17 protein-coding genes are annotated in these 17,271 nt (G+C 69.0%); 7 read left to right on the top strand and 10 right to left on the bottom strand.

Features of this window, described 5'->3' with window-relative positions:
• Nucleotides 1–306, bottom strand: a 306-nt coding sequence (locus VKG81_RS18015; RefSeq protein ID WP_324397910.1) for a hypothetical protein, incomplete at its 3' end; no start/stop codon positions are given.
• Between the two features lie 221 nt (nt 307–527).
• On the opposite strand from VKG81_RS18015, the gene VKG81_RS18010 reads away from it, so the two are divergent.
• The 3 genes from VKG81_RS18010 to VKG81_RS18000 are packed head-to-tail and all read left to right on the top strand — an operon-like array spanning nt 528 to nt 3,987.
• Nucleotides 528–1,478 (top strand): enoyl-CoA hydratase/isomerase family protein, encoded by a 951-nt coding sequence (locus VKG81_RS18010; RefSeq protein WP_324397915.1) that lies wholly within the window; start codon nt 528–530, stop codon nt 1,476–1,478.
• The gene (locus VKG81_RS18005; protein ID WP_324397909.1) at nt 1,478–2,668 is read left to right on the top strand and encodes a CoA transferase; all 1,191 of its coding nucleotides are present in this window, start codon (nt 1,478–1,480) and stop codon (nt 2,666–2,668) included. The genes VKG81_RS18010 and VKG81_RS18005 overlap by 1 nt, the downstream gene beginning before the upstream one ends.
• Complete coding sequence (locus VKG81_RS18000) at nt 2,662–3,987, top strand: amidohydrolase family protein (protein WP_324397908.1); 1,326 nt, start codon at nt 2,662–2,664, stop codon at nt 3,985–3,987. Before VKG81_RS18005 ends, VKG81_RS18000 begins: the two co-directional genes overlap by 7 nt.
• On the opposite strand, the gene VKG81_RS17995 is transcribed toward VKG81_RS18000, so the two are convergent.
• The 3 genes from VKG81_RS17995 to VKG81_RS17985 are packed head-to-tail and all read right to left on the bottom strand — an operon-like array spanning nt 3,984 to nt 8,183.
• Nucleotides 3,984–5,411, bottom strand: coding sequence for a FadD3 family acyl-CoA ligase (locus VKG81_RS17995; RefSeq protein WP_324397907.1), 1,428 nt, complete (start codon nt 5,409–5,411; stop codon nt 3,984–3,986). The genes VKG81_RS18000 and VKG81_RS17995 overlap by 4 nt on opposite strands.
• On the bottom strand, nt 5,408–6,586 hold the full coding sequence (locus VKG81_RS17990; RefSeq protein WP_324397906.1) for an amidohydrolase family protein: 1,179 nt from the start codon (nt 6,584–6,586) through the stop codon (nt 5,408–5,410). Before VKG81_RS17990 ends, VKG81_RS17995 begins: the two co-directional genes overlap by 4 nt.
• 16 nt (nt 6,587–6,602) lie before the next feature.
• Entirely contained in the window at nt 6,603–8,183 is a 1,581-nt protein-coding gene (locus VKG81_RS17985; protein WP_414685314.1) for an AMP-binding protein, read from the bottom strand.
• A 62-nt stretch (nt 8,184–8,245) separates the two neighbouring features.
• Here VKG81_RS17985 and VKG81_RS17980 point away from each other — a divergent pair, with 62 nt between their 5' ends.
• Together VKG81_RS17980 and VKG81_RS17975 are read left to right on the top strand one after the other, a co-directional pair.
• Complete coding sequence (locus VKG81_RS17980; protein ID WP_324397905.1) at nt 8,246–8,962, top strand: enoyl-CoA hydratase/isomerase family protein; 717 nt, start codon at nt 8,246–8,248, stop codon at nt 8,960–8,962.
• Nucleotides 8,963–9,060: 98 nt separating this feature from the next.
• Complete coding sequence (locus VKG81_RS17975; RefSeq protein WP_324397913.1) at nt 9,061–9,384, top strand: hypothetical protein; 324 nt, start codon at nt 9,061–9,063, stop codon at nt 9,382–9,384.
• Here VKG81_RS17975 and VKG81_RS17970 read toward each other — a convergent pair.
• Complete coding sequence (locus tag VKG81_RS17970) at nt 9,370–9,972, bottom strand: helix-turn-helix domain-containing protein (protein ID WP_324397904.1); 603 nt, start codon at nt 9,970–9,972, stop codon at nt 9,370–9,372. The genes VKG81_RS17975 and VKG81_RS17970 overlap by 15 nt on opposite strands.
• 137 nt (nt 9,973–10,109) lie before the next feature.
• Here VKG81_RS17970 and VKG81_RS17965 point away from each other — a divergent pair, with 137 nt between their 5' ends.
• Complete coding sequence (locus VKG81_RS17965; protein ID WP_324397903.1) at nt 10,110–11,387, top strand: cytochrome P450; 1,278 nt, start codon at nt 10,110–10,112, stop codon at nt 11,385–11,387.
• A 3-nt stretch (nt 11,388–11,390) separates the two neighbouring features.
• Here the strand turns inward: VKG81_RS17965 and VKG81_RS17960 are convergent, their stop codons facing one another.
• Nucleotides 11,391–11,723 (bottom strand): hypothetical protein, encoded by a 333-nt coding sequence (locus tag VKG81_RS17960; RefSeq protein WP_324397912.1) that lies wholly within the window; start codon nt 11,721–11,723, stop codon nt 11,391–11,393.
• A 136-nt stretch (nt 11,724–11,859) separates the two neighbouring features.
• Here VKG81_RS17960 and VKG81_RS17955 point away from each other — a divergent pair, with 136 nt between their 5' ends.
• The gene (locus VKG81_RS17955; protein WP_324397902.1) at nt 11,860–12,567 is read left to right on the top strand and encodes a VirB8/TrbF family protein; all 708 of its coding nucleotides are present in this window, start codon (nt 11,860–11,862) and stop codon (nt 12,565–12,567) included.
• A 6-nt stretch (nt 12,568–12,573) separates the two neighbouring features.
• Here the strand turns inward: VKG81_RS17955 and VKG81_RS17950 are convergent, their stop codons facing one another.
• The 4 genes from VKG81_RS17950 to VKG81_RS17935 form a co-directional block, all read right to left on the bottom strand.
• Entirely contained in the window at nt 12,574–13,071 is a 498-nt protein-coding gene (locus VKG81_RS17950) for a hypothetical protein (RefSeq protein ID WP_324397901.1), read from the bottom strand.
• A 10-nt stretch (nt 13,072–13,081) separates the two neighbouring features.
• Nucleotides 13,082–14,740: an MlaD family protein gene (locus VKG81_RS17945; protein ID WP_324397900.1), complete on the bottom strand. Its 1,659-nt coding sequence runs from the start codon at nt 14,738–14,740 to the stop codon at nt 13,082–13,084.
• A complete protein-coding gene (locus VKG81_RS17940; protein WP_414685313.1) occupies nt 14,740–16,092 on the bottom strand; it encodes an MCE family protein in 1,353 nt (450 codons plus the stop codon). The genes VKG81_RS17945 and VKG81_RS17940 overlap by 1 nt, the downstream gene beginning before the upstream one ends.
• The coding region (locus VKG81_RS17935; RefSeq protein WP_324397899.1) for an MCE family protein at nt 16,089–17,271 on the bottom strand (1,183 nt) is incomplete at its 5' end. The genes VKG81_RS17935 and VKG81_RS17940, both read right to left, overlap by 4 nt.

Below are 17,271 nucleotides of genomic sequence, written 5' to 3'. Positions count from 1 at the left end.
CCGCGTACCCGGCGCCTCGTCGCTGTCCTCGGCCCCGGCGGCGGGCAGCACCTCGGACGCGGTCACCTCGCTATCGGGTTCCGCAGGCGCGGATGCCGCGGCCTCGGCTTGCCTGCGCAGGCGGATCGCCTTTGCCCGGGCGCGTGCGGCCGCAGCGAGAGCTTCCGCCTCGGCCGCCTCGGCCTCGGCTTCCTCCGCCATCGCGAGGGCTTCCACCGCGGCCCCGTCGGAGGGAGGCCGTTTCTCGCCGTCCGTACTGGCCGCGCTGTTCACCTGGGAAGTCCCGTTAGTCTTGTTGTCAGGCATCAGGGCCTCCACATCCGGTACCGGATGGAACCAACGTGACCACCACCTCGAGCGCTGCAGAGTACCGACGCAGCCTACCCCTTACACTGAGGCTCTTGGCTGACGAGAATGACGTTATCATCTCCGAGTAATGGACCTCCTAGGCGGCGCGGGCTTGCGGCCATCGAAATGCCCATTGGCGTGCGGAAATGACGTTTCCGGAAGCTGAGCCCGCAGCGACCATGCGCGTCGTGAAGCTGACCGATCCGCCGGAGGTTGGCACCGACATACCGGCACCTGCCGGCGTCGTCGTCGCCGCCGGTTCGGAACTGAGGGCACCGCGGGCCGAATACTGGCTGGAGCGGGCCACGTTCACGCTCACCGAGCTCGACACCGACGATCGCCGCGTCGTTACGGTCGAATCGGTGGCTGCCGCCGTCGCCGACCTCGACCAACGACTTGCGCGCCGGCCGCAGGCGGCCGCCGTCTGCGACGACGTGTTGCGGTCGGTCGATCCGAACGCCCCGGCACTGAACGGTCTGATCACCGAATCGCTGGCCTACTCCACGCTGCAGTCCGGGCCCGAATTCCGGCGTTGGCTGGCCGAGCGCGGACCGGCCGCAGTGCCCGGCAGCGGGGCTCCGGTGGAATCGGAGCGCGACGACGGCACCCTGCGCATCCGGTTCGACCGGCCGGGGCGCCACAACGCGTTCAGCACCGAGATGCGGGCAGCGCTTCTGGAAGCGCTCACCGTCGCGCGGCTGGATCCGTCCATCGACGAGGTGGTGTTGAGCGGTAACGGTCCGTCCTTCAGCAGCGGCGGGGATCTCGCCGAGTTCGGGACGTTCGCCGACCCGCCGTCGGCACACCTGGCGAGGACGCGGCACAGCCCCGCGCTGGCCATCGACGAGCTGGCCCGGCGGCTCGGCCGGCGCTGTCGCGCGGAGGTACATGGCCGGGTGCTCGGCAGCGGCCTGGAGATGGCGGCCTACTGCGGTTGGGTGCGCGCCCATCCGGACACCGTGCTGGGCCTGCCGGAGTTGAACATCGGCCTGCTGCCCGGCGCGGGCGGCACCGTCAGCATCACCCGCCGCATCGGCAGGTGGCGCACCGCGTACCTGGTGATGTCGGGACGGTACATCGACGCGGCAACCGCGCTGGGCTGGGGCCTGGTGGACGAGGTCGGGGCCTAGTGTCGACCGCGTCGAGGTGGGGCGAGAGCGGGCTGGCCTGGCTGACCGGCCGGCCCGACGGTGCGCCCGACTTCAGCCGCGCCGCCGTCCTGACCCGGGCCCAATCCGGTGCCGACCGGCTGCGGGCAGCGACGGGCGTCACCGTCGACGTCGACACGTTGCTCGGCGGGCGGGCCGCCCTCCTGGGCCTGACCCGCGGCGGACGGGTCTCCGCAGGCGGGGCATCGCGGCTGCTGGCCAGCGCCGAGGGATGGTGCGCGCTCACGTTGTCGCGCCGCGACGACGTCGACGCCGTTCCGGCGTTGCTGGAAACCGACGCGGTGACCGGCGACCCGTGGTCCGCGGTGACGGAATGGGCGGCGCGGCGATCCGCCGCCGAGGTGACCGCCCGCGCCCGGCTGCTCGACATCCCCGCGGCGACCCTGGGCGAAACGGTCGCCGCGCCGCCGCGCATCCGGGCCTGCGGGCGCCGCACGGATCCCCGCACCGTGTCGGGCGCGATCGTCGCCGACCTGAGCTCGATGTGGGCCGGCCCGCTGTGCGGGCGGCTGCTGGCGCGGGCAGGTGCGGTGGTCGTCAAGGTGGAAGGCGACCGGCGCCCGGACGGCACCCGGCTCGGGCCGAAACCGTTCTTCGACCGGGTGAACGCGGGAAAGCTCTCATACTCGGCGGACTTCCACGACGCCGACGCGATTCGCCGCCTGCTCGCGGTGGCCGACGTGGTGATCGAGGGTTCACGGCCGGCGGCACTGACCCGCCGCGGCCTCGGGCCCGACCAGATCCCCGCCCGGCCGGGACGGGTATGGCTGCGCATCACCGGCCACGGCGGCGACGCGGGGCACGCGAACCTGGTGGCGTTCGGCGACGACGCCGCGGTATCGGGCGGACTGGTCGGTGGTGAACCCGACGACCCGGTGTTCTGCGGCGACGCGATCGCCGATCCCCTGACCGGCCTGGAGGCAGCCGCCGCGGTCGCGGATTGCCTGGCGCGCGGCGGCGGTGAGCTGATCGAGTTCTCGATGGCCGCGGTGGCGGCCACCTACGCCGCGCTGCCGAGGAGCGCGCCGCGGTCACGCTGTGACGCGGTGCCGCCGCGCCGCCCGGCGCCCGGGGCCGCCGGGCCGGAACTGGGAGCAGACAATGCGGTCGTGATGCGCATCGTCGCCGAACGGCTGGGCGCCCGATGCTGATTCAACGGGCAACGCTGCTCGACGGCACGGTGGTGGACATCAGGTTGGGCCGGTTCATCGCCGAGGTCGCCGACCGGCTTCCCGCGCACCGGGGCGAGGACGTTCTCGACGCCGCACACGGCACCGTGATCCCCGGCCTGCACGACCATCACGTGCATCTGCGCTCCGCCGCGGCCGCACTGGAGTCCGTGCACGCCGGGCCGCCACACGTGCGCTGCCGCGACGACCTCGCCCGTGCACTGTCGGAAACCGAACCCGGCAACGACGGCTGGATCCGCGCGGTCGGCTACCACGAGTCCGTTGCAGGATCTCTCGATCGGGCGGCGCTGGACGCCCTCGCACCCCGGACACCCGTCCGGGTGCAACACCGCAGCGGAGCGCTGTGGGTTCTCAACTCCACCGGCCTCGCGGCGATCGGCATGGCCGACCACCCCGACGGCCGGCTGTTCCGCACGGACGGAGACTGGGCACCACCGCGGCGTGAACCGTCGCTGCGGCGGGTATCGCAGAGGCTGGTCGGGTTCGGAGTCACCGGTGTCACCGACGCCACCCCCGACCAGGGCACCCGCGACGTCGAATCCCTCGCGGCGGCTTGCCGATCCGGTGAACTGCGCCAGCGGCTGCACTGCCTGGCCTCCCCCGAGGCCCGCGACGTGGCCGGCGTCGCGATCGGGCCGGTGAAGATCATCCTGGACGACGCTTCGCTGGACTTCGACCTTCTGGAAAGCACGGCACGGCGATGCCATTCGCTCGGCCGCGGGGTGGCGGTGCACTGCGTGACCGACAGTCAGCTCGTCGTCACCATCGCGGCGCTTCAAGCGGTGGGCGCACACCCCGGGGACCGCGTCGAACACGCCGCGGTGGTTCCCGACGACTGCCTCGACGACCTCGCCGGTCTGGGCGTCACGGTGGTGACGCAGCCGAACTTCGTCGCCGAGCGCGGCGACGCGTATCTGTCGGAGGTTCCCGGCGAAGTCCACGGCCAGCTGTGGCGGCTGGGCTCGCTGCTGCGCCGCGGGATCAACGTGGCGCTGTCCACCGACATGCCGTTCGGAGACGGTGACCCGTGGGCGGCGATGCGTGCCGCCGTGCACCGGAGAACCCCGAGCGGGGCCACGCTCGTTGCCGCCGAACGTGTCTCGCCGGTCACCGCGTTGACGATGTTTCTCGGACGCGCGGACCGACCCGCGCGGTCACGGACGGTGGAGCCCGGGCAGCCGGGCGACTTGTGCCTTCTGGGCGCACCGCCGCGGGAGGTGCTCGGCGAGCTCGACTCCGGCATGGTGGGCGCGACGATCGTCGGCGGGGAGATCGCCTAGCTCAGCCGATCCTTCATCACCTTACCGGTGGCGTTGAGCGGCAGCGCTTCACAGAACTCGACGAATCGCGGAACTTTGAAGCCGGCCATGCGATTTCGGCTCCAGGCGATCAGCTCCTGCGCGGTGATCGGGCTGTTGGGCACCACAAATGCCTTGCCCACCTGCCCGAGCCGGTCGTCGGGAACCCCGATCACCGCGGCCTGCGCGACGGCCGGATGCTCGAGCAGGAAATCCTCGATCTCGGCCGGGTAGGCATTGAAGCCGCCGACGATGAACATGTCCTTCTTGCGTCCGACGATCCGCAGCCGGCCCGCCCGGTCGAGGTTTCCGAGGTCTCCGGTATGCAGCCAGCCCTGCTCATCGATCGCCGCGGCGGTGGCAACCGGATCGTCGAGATATCCCTTCATCACGCTGTAACCGCGCACCAGCACCTCGCCGTCCTCCGCGATGCGCACCTCGATCCCGTTACAGGGCATCCCGGCCGTCGTCGCGATGTCCTCAAAGGAGTCGCCGGGTCTGGACAAGGTGACCGTGCCCGCCTCGGTGAGCCCGTATCCGGTCATGATGGTCCGGAACGGGAGCTCACTGTGCGCGCGGCGGATGAGTTCGACGGGGATGTCGGCGGCCCCGGTGACCCCGGCACGCAACGTCGCCAGCTTCGCTTTGTCGCGCACCGACAGCAGCGAGTGATACAGCGTCGGCGGTCCCGGAAGCATCGTGACGCGCTCGCGCTCAATGAGTTCGACGACACGGTCCACGTCGAACACCGGCACCGGAAGCATGGTCGCGCCACGCATCAGCGACGTGATGCAGCCCGCCTTGTACCCGAACGTATGGAAGAACGGGTTGACGATGAGATAGCGGTCCCCTTCCCGCAGGTCGGCCAGGTCGCACCACTCCGCGTACAGCCGCAACGTCTGCAGGTGATCCATCATCACGCCTTTGGGGCGGCCGGTGGTGCCGGAGGTGTAGACGATGTCGGCGACGTCGGTGCCGCTGACCTCGCGCTCGAACGGCTTGCCGCTGTCGAGGAAGCCGGACTTCAGATCGATCGCGGGGACGCCGGCGGGGACGGCGAATTCCCTTCCCAGGAAACCCTTTTCGACCAGCACGGCCCGGGCGCCGCTGCGCGCGATGATGTCGGCGGCCTCCGCGGTCTTGAAGCGGGTGTTCACCGGAACCAGCACGCCGCCGGCGGTCAGCAGGCCGAACGCGGCGATGATCCAGTCGGCCGAGTTGGGCGCCCAGACGGCGACCCGGTCACCCTTGCCGATCCCCGCGCCCGCGAACGCGCCAGCGGCACGGCGGACGCGATCGGCCAGCTCGGCGAAGGTGAGCCGCCGCGCGCCGTCGACGACCGCCTCCGCGTCGCCGAAGCGGTCGCCGGCGCTGCGGACCATCTCCGGGATGGTCCGCCAATTCATACCGACACTAGCCTCGACAGGTTGCCGCCCATCACCTTCGCCTGATCGTCCTGAGTGAGGTGGCCCAGCGCGTCGGCGTAGTGGGTGGGCTGCGCCAGACCCTCGGGGTGCGGGTAATCCGAGCCGTACAGCACCCGGTCGACGCCGATCAGGTCGATCAGGTCGCCGATGCCGTCCTCGTAGAACGGGCTGACGTGGATGCGGTTCTTGATCTCCTCCACCGGGTCGCCCGGGAAGCTTTCGGGCGTCTTCTTGTAGACGTCGGCGAGCTGATCGAGCAGCGGGAACAACCACTTCGAGCCGCTTTCGATGACCGCGACCTTCAACTCGGGGAACCGGAACAGCGCACCGTGGATGACCCACGACGCCACCGCGTCCTGCACCGGCCGCCACTCGTTGAGCATCGCGAACGCGTTCGTCTGGAACGGCAGCATCTCCTGATCCCCGCCGTCCCATTCCGCCGTGTACCGGGCGTAGCCGCTGTCGCTGGAGTGCATCGCCACCAGCACGTCGTGCTCGACCACGCGCTGCCAGAACGGGTCGAACTCCGGCAGCGCGAACGACCGCGGGCCGCGGTATCCGGGCACCGGGGCGGGCCGGACCAGAATCGCCCGCGCGCCGCGCGACACCACCCAGTCCAGCTCCTCGATCGCCTTCTCAACAATCGGCAGGCTGACCACCGGGACCGTGAAGATGCGGTCCTGATAGTTGAAGCCCCAGGCCTCGTCCAGCCACTGGTTCAGCGCGTGCACCACCACGTGGATCAGCGCCGGGTCGTCGCGCATGCGCTCCTCGACGAGGCTGGCCAGCGTCGGAAACATCAGCGAACGGTCAACGCCCATGTCGTTCATCAGCTCCAGCCGCGGCCCGGGTTCGCGGAACGCCGGGATCGCCCGCATCGGCTCGCCGAAGATCTCGCGGCGACTCTTGCCCTCGGGGTTGCCGTTCTTGAAGTACTCCTCCATCGCCCCCGGCCGGGCCACCACGTCGAAGGTGGGGTTGGGGATGTAGTCGCTGATGTGCCCCCGGATCGCGATCTTCGTCCTACCGTTGACCTGCACGTACTGGATGACGTTCCGGTAAGCCTTGGGCAGGAATCGGGTCAGCGAATCCTGCGTCTCGTACAGGTGGTTGTCCGCGTCGAACAGCGGATAGGGCAGCTTCTCGGCTGGCATGGGATCCCTCCATTTGCTATTTATGAGAACGATATTCTCCCCCACGACATATTGCAATATCCCTGCGTACCAGCTGTTTCTGCACCTTGCCGCTCGCGGTTCGCGGATAGTCGTCGACCTCGTAGCACTCCTCGGGCCATTTCTGCCTGGCCACGCCCGCCCGCTCGAAATGGTTGCGGATCTCCTCCAGCGTCGGCATCGGGTGACCGGCCCGGATGCGCAGCACGGCCGCGGCGTGCTCGGTGAACCGCGGGTCGGGAGCAGCCACCACCACCGCCTCGGCGACCGCAGGCATCGCCAACAGGACCTCTTCCACCTCGAGGGCGCTGATGTTCTCGCCGCCGCGGATGATGATGTCGGCCTTGCGGTCGGTGATGGTCAGATAGCCGTCGTCGTCGATCACCCCGACGTCGCCCGTGCGATACCAGCCGTCGTCGTCGAACGCGCGCCTGGTCAACGCCTCGTCGGTGTAACCCAGGCACAGGTCCGGGCCGCGGCTGAGGATCTCGCCGTCGTCGGACAGCCGGATCTCGACCCCGGGCCGGGGAATCCCGTCCGTGAACAGCCGCTTTTCGGCGGGTCCGTCGTGCGGCGTTGCCGTGATCGACGGGTGCTCGGTGCTGCCGTAGGACCGGAAGACGTGGACGCCGAGGTCGTCGAGCCGCCGGGTGACCGCGGCGGGCACCGTCGATCCGCCCAGGCCCGCGGTCTTGATGTGGCCGCGATGCTCGTCGGTGCAGTCGGGGTGGTCGAGCAGGCTGGTGAAGAAGTACGGCGGGCCGCCGCCGATGGCGAGCCCGTCGGTTTTCATCAGGGCCAGCACGTCTGCCGGGTCCCAGGTGTCGCACAGGTCGATCGACGCGCCCTCGAGCACCGGGATCAGAAAGGCGCCCAACATGCCGATGAAGTGCCCGACCGGGGCCGCGGTCAGCTGCCTGCCGCGATCGGGCGGATATCCGGCGAGCAACTGCCGCGACTCGCAGCAGAGCGTTTGATGACTGTGGATGACGCCCTTGGGGTCGCTGGTCGTGCCCGACGTGAACGCGATCAACGCCGGATTGCGCGGGTCGGTGGCGATCGTGCCCGACATCGGCTCCGCGGCGAGCAGGTCGTCGAAATCCCGGCCGACGAGGCCGACGACGGGCACGTCGGCGCAGAGATCCTCGTGGTAGGACATGCGCCCGAACCGCTCGGCGGTGATGAGCACGCGCGGCCGCGCGGCCGCCATGATGTGGCCGAGTTCCCTGCGGCCGTAGAAGTGGACGATCGGCACGATCACCGCCCCGAGGAACGCCGACGCCCAGAACGCGGCGGCGGCTTCCATCCAGTTGGGCAACTGGATGGCCACCACGTCACCGGGTCCGACGCCGCGGGCCCGCAACCCCGCCGCGAGCCTGCGCGCCACGCGGTCGACCTCGCCGAACGTGCCCGACCACGGCCGCAGCCTCGAGTGCACCCGGAAGGTCACGTCCGGGGCACTCGCAAGACCGCGGGCCAGCAGCTCGCCGATGGTGTCGCGGGTCCAGTGGCCTTCGTCCTCGTAGCGCTTGGCCAGCTCGACGGGAACGGGTCGCAGGGGAAGGCTCCGACGGCTCATGACGTCGGTGATGTTATTCTCCGCATACGAGAATGCCAATACCGCTTCCTGGAGAACGCTGCATGGTCGACCTCGAGCTCGAGCAGGGTCTGGCGGTGCTCACCATCGACCGCCCGCATGCCCGGAACGCCATCGGGCTCGAGACCATGGAGCAAATGGAGAAGGCGCTCGACGCGGCGGAGGGCGCCCGCGCTCTGGTCATCACAGGCGGCGGCGACCGCGCGTTCGTCTCCGGCGGCGACCTCAAGGAACTCAGCGCGATCAGGACCGAGGAGGAAGCCGCTGCGATGGCCTGGCGGATGCGGTCGATCTGCGACCGGCTCGCCGACTTTCCCGCCCCGGTCGTCGCCGCGCTGAACGGACACACGTTCGGCGGTGGTGCCGAGGTGGCGGTGGCCGCGGACATCCGGGTGGCCGCCGACGACATCAAGATCGCCTTCAATCAGGTCGCCCTGGAGATCATGCCGGCCTGGGGCGGCGCCGAGCGGCTCGCCGCGCTGGTCGGCACCGGCAAGGCGCTGCTTCTGGCGGGCTCGGGAAGCGTGCTCGACGCCGCCGAGGCGGAGCGCATCGGCCTGGTGGACCGGGTGTTTGCCCGATCATCCTTCGACGCGGGGTGGCGGTCGATCGCCAGGTCGCTCGCGAACGGCCCCGCGGGCGAGATCAAGCGCGTAATCTCCGGAGTCTCCGCCGACGAAGCGGTCGCGGCCTTCGCCCGGCTGTGGGTCGCCGACGCGCACTGGCAAGCCGCGGAGAAAGTGATGAGGCCCAGAAGATGACCGTCACCAGGAACGCGTTGGTCAGCGCCGGGCCGGCGGTGCTGTTGGTCGTCGGGTGTTGTCTGGTCGCGGCCGCGCCGGCACGGGCGGACGACGTCATGCACAGCGTCCGCTACACCGTCACCGCCGACAATCCGATCTACGCGGACATCCACTACCTGGACCAGGAGCCGGCGAACTTCGCCGACTACAGCCACAACCCGTACCAGTTCGTGCCGAACGTCCAGGCCGACATCGGCCCCGGCAAGCCCTGGACCTACGACCTCATGCTGGCGGACCCCTCCCAGTGGGCCTTGGTCACGGCCAGCGCCGGAACCGAACCCGGCGCGCCGAACTTCCACTGCCAGCTCGCCGTGGACGGGGTGGTGGTCGCGACCAAGGACGGCCCCAAGGGCGTGCTCTGCTCGCTACGTCACTGGTGATGCCGCCGGCTCGCCTTCCAGCCGGCGGAGGTAGCGCTCGACGATCGCGACCGTTTCGGCGTGGCCGGCCGACATGCCCAGTGTCTGTTCGATCACCAGCAGCTGCGAAACGCCCATCATGAGCACCATCGCGACGAGGGGCGGCAGCTCGTCGACGCTCGTTCCGTGGCGCCGCAGGGCGCTCTCCACCGCCTTGCTCTGCTCGTCGCGGAACCGTTCCGCGTAATAGGCGATCTCCGCGCGCAGTTCCTTGCGGTGGTTGGCCAGCGCGGTGAACTCCATCGTCAGCGCGGTGTCAGGGGACTCGGTATGAAACTTCCACAGCGCCCACAGCGGTTGGGGTGACTTCAGGATCTCCGATTGGAATTTGAGCCCCAGCTCGGCACGGCGGCGGAACACCGCCAGGAACAGGTCGTCCATCGTGCGGAAGTAGTAGTGCACCAGCTGGGGCTTCAGACCTGCCTTGTGCGCGACCCGGCGGGACGTGACCGCGGCATAGCCCTCTTCGAGCATCAGTTGCTCGGCCGCGTCGAGCAGGACGCCGCGGTTCTTCGCGTCCGGCGCCCCGATCCTGCGCGCCGATGCCATGCCGTCACTCCGCACTGTCGATGTTCGTCCGCCCGCGATGGTAGCCGCAGCGTCCTTGACCACGACCTACCACCATGCTAAGCAGGTGCACAGCATTTGACTCGCGATTCGACGTCAGCTCCGGAGGCAAGCACACCATGAGCAACTACGACTCGGTCGACTACTTCACCGATCAGTCGCTCGTTTCGGACCCGTACCCCTACTTCGACCACCTGCGTAACCAGTGTCCCGTCGTGCGGGAACCGCACCACGGTGTGGTGGCCGTCACCGGCTGGGACGAGGCGAACGCGGTCTACAAGGACACCGAGTCGTTCTCGTCCTGCATCGCTGTCGCCGGCCCGTTCACCCCGATGCCGTTCGTGCCCGAGGGCGACGACATCTGCGCGCAGCTCGAAGAGCACCGCACCGAGATCCCGATGTACGAGCACATGGTCACCATGGATCCCCCCGGCCACACCCGGGCACGGTCGCTTCTTTCCCGGCTGCTGACACCAAAGCGGCTGAAGGAGAACGAGGACTTCATGTGGCGGCTGGCCGATCGGCACATCGACGAGTTCGTCGCCGACGGGAAATGCGAGTTCCTGGCGGCATACGCCCGGCCCTTTTCACTGCTGGTGGTCGCCGACCTGCTCGGTGTCCCCGAGGAGGACCACGAGGAGTTCCGCGAGGCCTTCGGGGCCATGCGGCCGGGCTCACGGATCGGGGCGCTCGACCACGAGCCGATCGCCACCAACCCGCTCGAGTGGGCCGACGAGAAGTTCGGCTGCTACATCGAAGACCGGCGGCGCGAACCGCGCGACGATGTGCTGACCGCGCTGGCGACGGCGAAGTACCCGGACGGGTCGACCCCGGAGGTGTTCGAGGTGGTCCGGACCGCCACCTTCTTGTTCGGCGCGGGACAGGAAACGACGGCCAAGCTGCTGAGCGCGGCGCTTCGGGTGTTCGGCGACCGCCCCGATCTGCAGCAGAAGCTGCGCGAAGACCGCAGCCGGATCCCGACCTTCATCGAGGAATGCCTGCGCATGGAGAGTCCGGTCAAGAGCGTCTTCCGGCTGGCGCGCAAGACCACGAAAGTCGGCGACGTCGACGCGCCGGCCGGCACCACGGTGATGGTGAGTCCCGGTGCGGTCAACCGCGATCCGTGCCGGTTCGAAAACCCGCACGAGTTCTGGCTCGACCGCCGCAACGTGCGCGAGCACATCGCGTTCAGCCGGGGCATCCACTCATGTCCCGGCGCGCCGCTCGCGCGGGTGGAGGGCCGGGTTTCGCTGGAGCGGATCTTGGACCGGCTGGACGACATCACCATCGACGAGGCCGAGCACGGGCCTGCCGACGACCGCCGCTACACCTACGAGCCGACCTTCATCCTGCGGGGGCTGACCGACCTGCACATCAAGTTCACCCCGGCCGGGTGAGCGTCACGTGTCGCCGCGTACCCAGAGGGTCTGGCCGTTGGTCGCGAGGCAGCTCAGGAAAAGGCCGTCGGGCGACTGGGCCACGTAGTTCTCGTAGCCCACGCAGGTCGCGTTCTCGTCCTTGATGCCGGCCATCGGGGGCGACCGGAACCATCGGGGGTCATATCTTCTGGGTGAGCCGCAGAACACGAGCCGTCCCCACGAGGTGACTCCGAAGACGTAGTTGGTGGTGTTGTCGCACGGCGCGCCCAGGACGACGCCCGGCACGATCCCCGGTGTGCAACTGGGGTAGTCGCAAACGGTCGGCCCGGCGGCGGCGGGGGGCGCGGCCACCATCCCGGCGGTCAGCAGCGCGGCGGCGGCTACCGTGGCGAATCGCACCCTGATACTTTGGCATAGATTTGGCAGAGCAGAGAAGGAAATTCTCCATTTCGGAGAAGAGAGCTAATAGGGCGCTGTCCACGGTAATGACGTGCACGAATCGTTAGAAGACGCCGAGGCCCAAGTCGCGCGCGCGGAAGCCGCCGCGGAGGCCGCGCGGGCCCGCGCGGAGCGGCTGCGCCGTGAGGCCCAGGAGGCGCGGGGGGAGGCAGCCGGCGGCGACACGGCGGCCGGGGCCTCGCGCCGGCGGTGGCCGCGTCACCCGGGACGGCTGCGTCTCCCGGGGTGGCTGCGTCTCCCGGGGTGGGTGCGTCTCCCGGGGTGGAAAGCGGTGGCGGTCGGCGCCGCGATCGTCCTGGCCTGTGCCTTGTTCGCGGCCAGCGGTTACATCGTGTGGCAGCACCGCGCGGCCGTCGCGGACCAGCGCCGGATGTCCGAATTCGTTGCGGCGGCGCGCCAGGGTGCGGTCAACCTGATGTCGATCGATTTCAACCATGCCCAGCAGGACGTGCAGCGCGTGATCGACGACTCCACCGGCCAGTTCAAGCGGCAGTACCAAGACAACGCTCAAATGATGATCAAGGCCATGCAGGACGGCAAAGTCGTCACCAAGGTCACCGTGACCGGCGTCGCGGTCGAATCGATGAGCCGCGATTCGGCGGTCGTGCTCGTCGCGGCGACCACCGAGCGGCACAACGCGCAGGACGCCGCGGATCAACCCGCGACGTGGCGCATGACGATCACCCTGGACAGGGACGGCGGGCAGCCCAAGATGTCGAAGGTCGAGTTCATGCGCTGACCGCGCTCAGCCGACTCTGGTCAGCTCGAGGGGCATTTCGACCGTGAGGGGTTTGTTGAACCCGCAGCCGCCGCTGGCGCCGACCGTCTTGTCCGAGCCGGCGAAGTTGGTGGGGTTGGCCATGTCCGGCGCGAACATGAATGTCTGCTGCGCGGGGGCGCCGGTGCCGTCCAGGCACGGCTCCCAGTGCTCGAGCTGGCGGCGCACGTACCACAGCCCGTCATAACACTTGGCGCTCGCGGTCCAGCCCTGGCTGCTGACGACCTGCCCGGTGCAGTCCAGGTAGTCGGTGCACGCGGCGCTGACGGTCCAGGTGTCCGTGACGGTCTCCTCGTTGTGATAGGAGTCGTTGGTCTTGGCCCACACCCCGTCCGAAACTCTGGTGAAGGTCCCGTTGATCGGGGGATCGCAGATGGACGCGCCGGCCGGGGACGCGGTGGCGACACTTACGACGGTCGCGGCCGCCACCAGTGTGGCGCCCGCGATGGCGGGAACTCGCAGCATCGTTCGCTCCTCACGTGTGCGACGTCAAGATCAGGTCTTTCCAGGACTTTGGCGCTCCCGGGTTGACCAGGTCCGACTGCTGATAGGTCTGGCCGTCGGGTGTCACATACTTTCCGGTCTGGGGGTCGTACTGCGCGACGGCCACCGACGGACCCGGCGCGGAACCGTTGGTGCTGAACGCACTTGGTGCTGCCGGCGCGGCACCCGTGTCGGGCGGCGCCTCCGCCGGCGGCGGTGGAGGTTCTGCGGGGGCGGGACTCTCGGCGCTGCCCGGCGATGCTGCGGGCACCGCCGGTCCCGGAGGTGGTCCCTGCGGCGCCGGACCGGGAGCCGGTCCCAGCGGCGCCGGACCGGGAGGTGGTCCCAGCGGCGTTCCCTCGACCGGAGCGTATTCATGGTCACCGAAGGTGACCCGGTCATCGGGCGGGACGCCCTGGGCGAGCAGGTTCGGGTCCAGCGGGGAGGGCCCCAGCGCATGTTGCCGCATGGCCAGCGGCTCGTACGGCTTGTCGCTGTCACAGATTTCGGCGGTCGGCGCACGCTTTCCGGGTTTGCCCATGCAGGGGTAGTTGCGGGCCCCGCGGACCGCGATCGGCGAATCCTGCGGCAGCTTGCAGTACAGGCCGTCCGGCGTGTCGATCTCGCTGGTGTCGGCCGGGGATCGCCATTGGCTCTGCGGCAGGAATCCGACCGTGCACGCCGGTGGATCGCTGACGGTGAGCGTGAAATCACCGATCGGTAGGCCGGTCGGGTTGTGGTCGGGTGCGAACGACTGAATGGTGGAGACGAACGGCGGGAACAGCACCAGGAGTTGCTCGATGCTGGGGTGGTATGTCACGGCGACCTGGCCGATGGTCGTGAGATTGGCCAGCAGCACCGGCAGCGTGGGCTTGACCTGGTTGAGCAGCCGGGAGGCCTCGTTGGCGGCGCCCGGCCCGTTGCGCAGCAACGTACGCACCTGTGGGTCGTCGGTCACCACCTGACCGGTCACCCCGGCGAGGCTGCGCGCCCAGGTCCGGATCGCGTCGGTGGTGTCGGCCTGCGAATCCAGCAGCGGTGCGCTGTCTTCCACCAGGGTGCGGCTGCGGTCCGACACGCCGTTGAGATCGGCGGCCAGTTTCGACGACGAGTCGAACAGCGACCCGAAATCGTAGCCAGCCCCGTTGAATCCCTGGAACGACTCGTCGAGCAGCTGGCGCACCTTGTCTTTGGGGATGCTCTTGATCAGCGCGCTGGTCTGGTCGAGCAGGGGCCCGACGTCCTTCGGGATCGTGGTGTCTCCCAAGGCGATCACCGACCCGTCGTGCAGATAGGGCGGCGAGTCGGTGCGCGGCCGCAGGTCGACGTACTGTTCGCCCACCGCCGAGATGCTGCGCACGTCGGCTTGCACGTCCGCCGGGATCTTCGGCGAGCTGTCAAGCGAGAGCGTGGCTTTCGCGCCGGCGGGCGTCAGCGCGACCGCGGTGACCTTGCCGACCTGCACCCCGCGGTAGGTGACGTTGGAAAAGCGGTAGAGCCCGCCGGTTGCGGGCAACTCCACAGTCACGGTGATGTGGCCGATGCCCAGCAGGGTCGGCGCCTGAATGTAGGCGAAGACCATCACGAGCACACCGATGATCGACGCGATCGTGAAGATGACCAGCTGGATTCGGACGAAACGCGTCAGCATCAGCGGCCACCCTCGTCCTTGGCCGGGAAGTCGGTGGGTACGAGGGCCTGGTTGACCGGCGGCAGCAGTTCGGCCGGATAATTCACCGGGACCGGCGGCATCGGCAAGCTCGACGACATCGGCACCGGGACATTCGCCTCCGGCGACGCAGTCCCGGGCACCGGCAGTGGACCTGCGGCGGTTATCGATGCCGGACCCGCGGGCGGCGGCGGCGGCGGCACGTCACTGCCTGCCGGCGGGACCGACAAGACGGCGCCGAGGGGATTCTTCGTGTAATACCAGTCGTAACCCGGATCCCCCGGTGCCGGTATCTGCTCGGCCCCGTCGAGACCCCACCGGGTGCCCAGGTACAGCGTTTTCCTGATCCGGGCAACGGTGAGATCGAACACCGCGAACAGGTTCATGTAGTCGCCGCGCACGCCGCGGTCGACGAGATTCTGGCCGAACGGGAACACCGTCGCGTACTGAAGCGCGTCGTCGAGGCCCGGGCCGACGTCGGCGAGCGCGCGGAACGTCGGTTCCAGGTTCTGCAGGTTTTTCACCAGGTCGGCCTGGGTGTCGTTGACAAGGCCGGTGGCGGTGTCGCTGAACACCCGCAGCTTGTCCAGCGCCGTGATGATGCGCGGCTTCTCCGCGATCAGCACGTCCAGCGCGGGCGGCACCTTTCGCAGTGCCTGGGTGACCACGTCGTGCTGTCCGGCAAGCGTGCTGGAGAACCGGTTCAGTTCCTGGATGGAGGCGATGATGTTGTCGCGCTGTTGGTCCAGGATGCCGACGAAGGTGTCGAGACGGGTGATCAGGTCGCGAACCGCGTCCTGGCGACCCGACAAGGCGGAGTTGAAGTTGTGGATGATGTCGCCGATCTGGCCCAGTCCACCGCCGTTGACGACGGCCGCCAGCGACGACAGGGTCTGCTCGGTCGAGGGATAGGTCGACGAACTGTTCAGCGGGAGCGTGGCGCCGGGTTGGAGCTGTCCGGCCGGCGCCTGGCCGGGCGGCGGGTTGAGCTCCAGGTGCATCGACCCCAGCAGGCTGGTCTGCCCGACAGTGGCCACCGCGTTGGCGGGCACGACGGTGCCGGGCTTCACCGAGACGTCGACCTTGGCGTGCCAGCCCTGCACCGTCATCTTGCCGACGCTGCCGACCACGACGTCACTGATCATGACCGGCGAATTGGATTCCAGCGTGCCGACATTGGCGATCTCGACGTGGTAGACGTCGGCGCCCGGCCCGCGTCCCACCGCGCCGGGCAGCGGAAGCGAGTTCAAGCCCTGGAACGCGCATCCGGTGACGGTGAGCATCGCGGCGCTGCCGATCGCCACCAGCCCGCGCAGCCTTTTTCGCCCGATCATGATGGTGGCGTCCCTCCGGCAGATTGCGGCGGCGGCGGGGTCGGTGCGGCGGGCGGCGGCGCCTCGGCCGGCAGCAGCATGTGTTCCACGCCGGGCGGTGTTACCGGCGTCGAATTGGGCGAGGGAGGATAGACCGCGGGCGACGGATTTGCCGGCAAGGGGGTGTACATGCCGGGCGGCATGGGAGGCAGGCCCGCCCCTGCCCACCCCGGAGGCGGCGGCACATCGTTGTTCAAGCCCGTGTACGCCGACACCGTGGGCGGCTGCTCCGGTGGCCCCGGCGGCGCGCCCGCACCGCCGGGTGCCAGGCTCGGGTCGGTGTAGAGGACATTCTGTTGGGCCGGCATCAGATACAGGTTGAATGGGAATGGCAGCTCGTTGAAGTTGAGCAACCGCAACGCGGGACCGAGGTACTGCGCACAGAGCTTCGCGGTCTCCGGCGCGGTGGTGTTTTCGATCGCACCGATCCCACTGCAGAAGAACCCCACGGGATTCGCGAAGTTGCTCAGGACAAACGATCCGACGACGGAACCGGTGTCGGCGTTGTAGTCGTTGTAACCGTTGGAGATCCCATTCGGCGCAACGTGCAGCAGTTCTTCGAGATCCATCCGGTGATCGGCGAGGTTCTGGGTGACGTCGGCCAACCGCTGGATCTGCTCGCCGGTCTTGTCACGGGTCTCCGCGATGAACCGCTGGACCTCCCCGACCGCTGTCGACAGGTTCACCAGTGCGGCGTCCAGGTCGGACCGGTTGTCGTTCAGCACGCTGGTGAGGGTCGCGAAACGGTCCTGGAACTGCACGATCTGGGTGTTGCTGTCGCGAAGCGCGGTGACGAAGGTCTGCAGGTTCTTGATAATGTCGACGATGTTGCCGCTGCCGTTGGCCAGGACCCGGCTGACCCCGGAGAGCTGGGCCAGCGTCTGGCGCAGTTTGTCGCCGTTGCCGTCGAGCGCGTTGGCGGCGCTGTCGATGAACCGCGCCACCGAGGTGGTCGAGACCTGGCTGCTGGGTCCTAAATCCGTTGCCAGCCGCGTCAGTTGGTCCTTCACCTCGTCCCACTCAACGGGTACGGCGGTGCGTTCGATCGGGATGACGGCGCCGTCGCCCATGGTGGGGCCGCTCGACCGGTAGGCCGGGGTGAGCTGAACGTAGCGGGCCGCGACGAGGTTCGCGGCGACG

It is taken from the genome of Mycobacterium sp. (assembly GCF_035314905.1).
Classification (GTDB): domain Bacteria; phylum Actinomycetota; class Actinomycetes; order Mycobacteriales; family Mycobacteriaceae; genus Mycobacterium.
Note: the sequence above shows the minus strand (reverse complement) of the source record. Positions and strands in the feature narration are given on the sequence as shown.

Excerpts from the sequence above, each read along its gene's own strand:
- VKG81_RS18010 (WP_324397915.1), top strand. The coding sequence starts at position 528 with ATGCGCGTCGTGAAGCTGACCGATCCGCCGGAGGTTGGCACCGACATA.
- VKG81_RS18000 (WP_324397908.1), top strand. The coding sequence starts at position 2,662 with ATGCTGATTCAACGGGCAACGCTGCTCGACGGCACGGTGGTGGACATC.
- VKG81_RS17995 (WP_324397907.1), bottom strand. The coding sequence starts at position 5,411 with ATGAATTGGCGGACCATCCCGGAGATGGTCCGCAGCGCCGGCGACCGC.
- VKG81_RS17990 (WP_324397906.1), bottom strand. The coding sequence starts at position 6,586 with ATGCCAGCCGAGAAGCTGCCCTATCCGCTGTTCGACGCGGACAACCAC.
- VKG81_RS17985 (WP_414685314.1), bottom strand. The coding sequence starts at position 8,183 with ATGAGCCGTCGGAGCCTTCCCCTGCGACCCGTTCCCGTCGAGCTGGCC.
- VKG81_RS17980 (WP_324397905.1), top strand. The coding sequence starts at position 8,246 with ATGGTCGACCTCGAGCTCGAGCAGGGTCTGGCGGTGCTCACCATCGAC.
- VKG81_RS17975 (WP_324397913.1), top strand. The coding sequence starts at position 9,061 with ATGCACAGCGTCCGCTACACCGTCACCGCCGACAATCCGATCTACGCG.
- VKG81_RS17970 (WP_324397904.1), bottom strand. The coding sequence starts at position 9,972 with ATGGCATCGGCGCGCAGGATCGGGGCGCCGGACGCGAAGAACCGCGGC.
- VKG81_RS17965 (WP_324397903.1), top strand. The coding sequence starts at position 10,110 with ATGAGCAACTACGACTCGGTCGACTACTTCACCGATCAGTCGCTCGTT.
- VKG81_RS17960 (WP_324397912.1), bottom strand. The coding sequence starts at position 11,723 with ATGGTGGCCGCGCCCCCCGCCGCCGCCGGGCCGACCGTTTGCGACTAC.
- VKG81_RS17950 (WP_324397901.1), bottom strand. The coding sequence starts at position 13,071 with ATGCTGCGAGTTCCCGCCATCGCGGGCGCCACACTGGTGGCGGCCGCG.
- VKG81_RS17945 (WP_324397900.1), bottom strand. The coding sequence starts at position 14,740 with ATGCTGACGCGTTTCGTCCGAATCCAGCTGGTCATCTTCACGATCGCG.
- VKG81_RS17940 (WP_414685313.1), bottom strand. The coding sequence starts at position 16,092 with ATGATCGGGCGAAAAAGGCTGCGCGGGCTGGTGGCGATCGGCAGCGCC.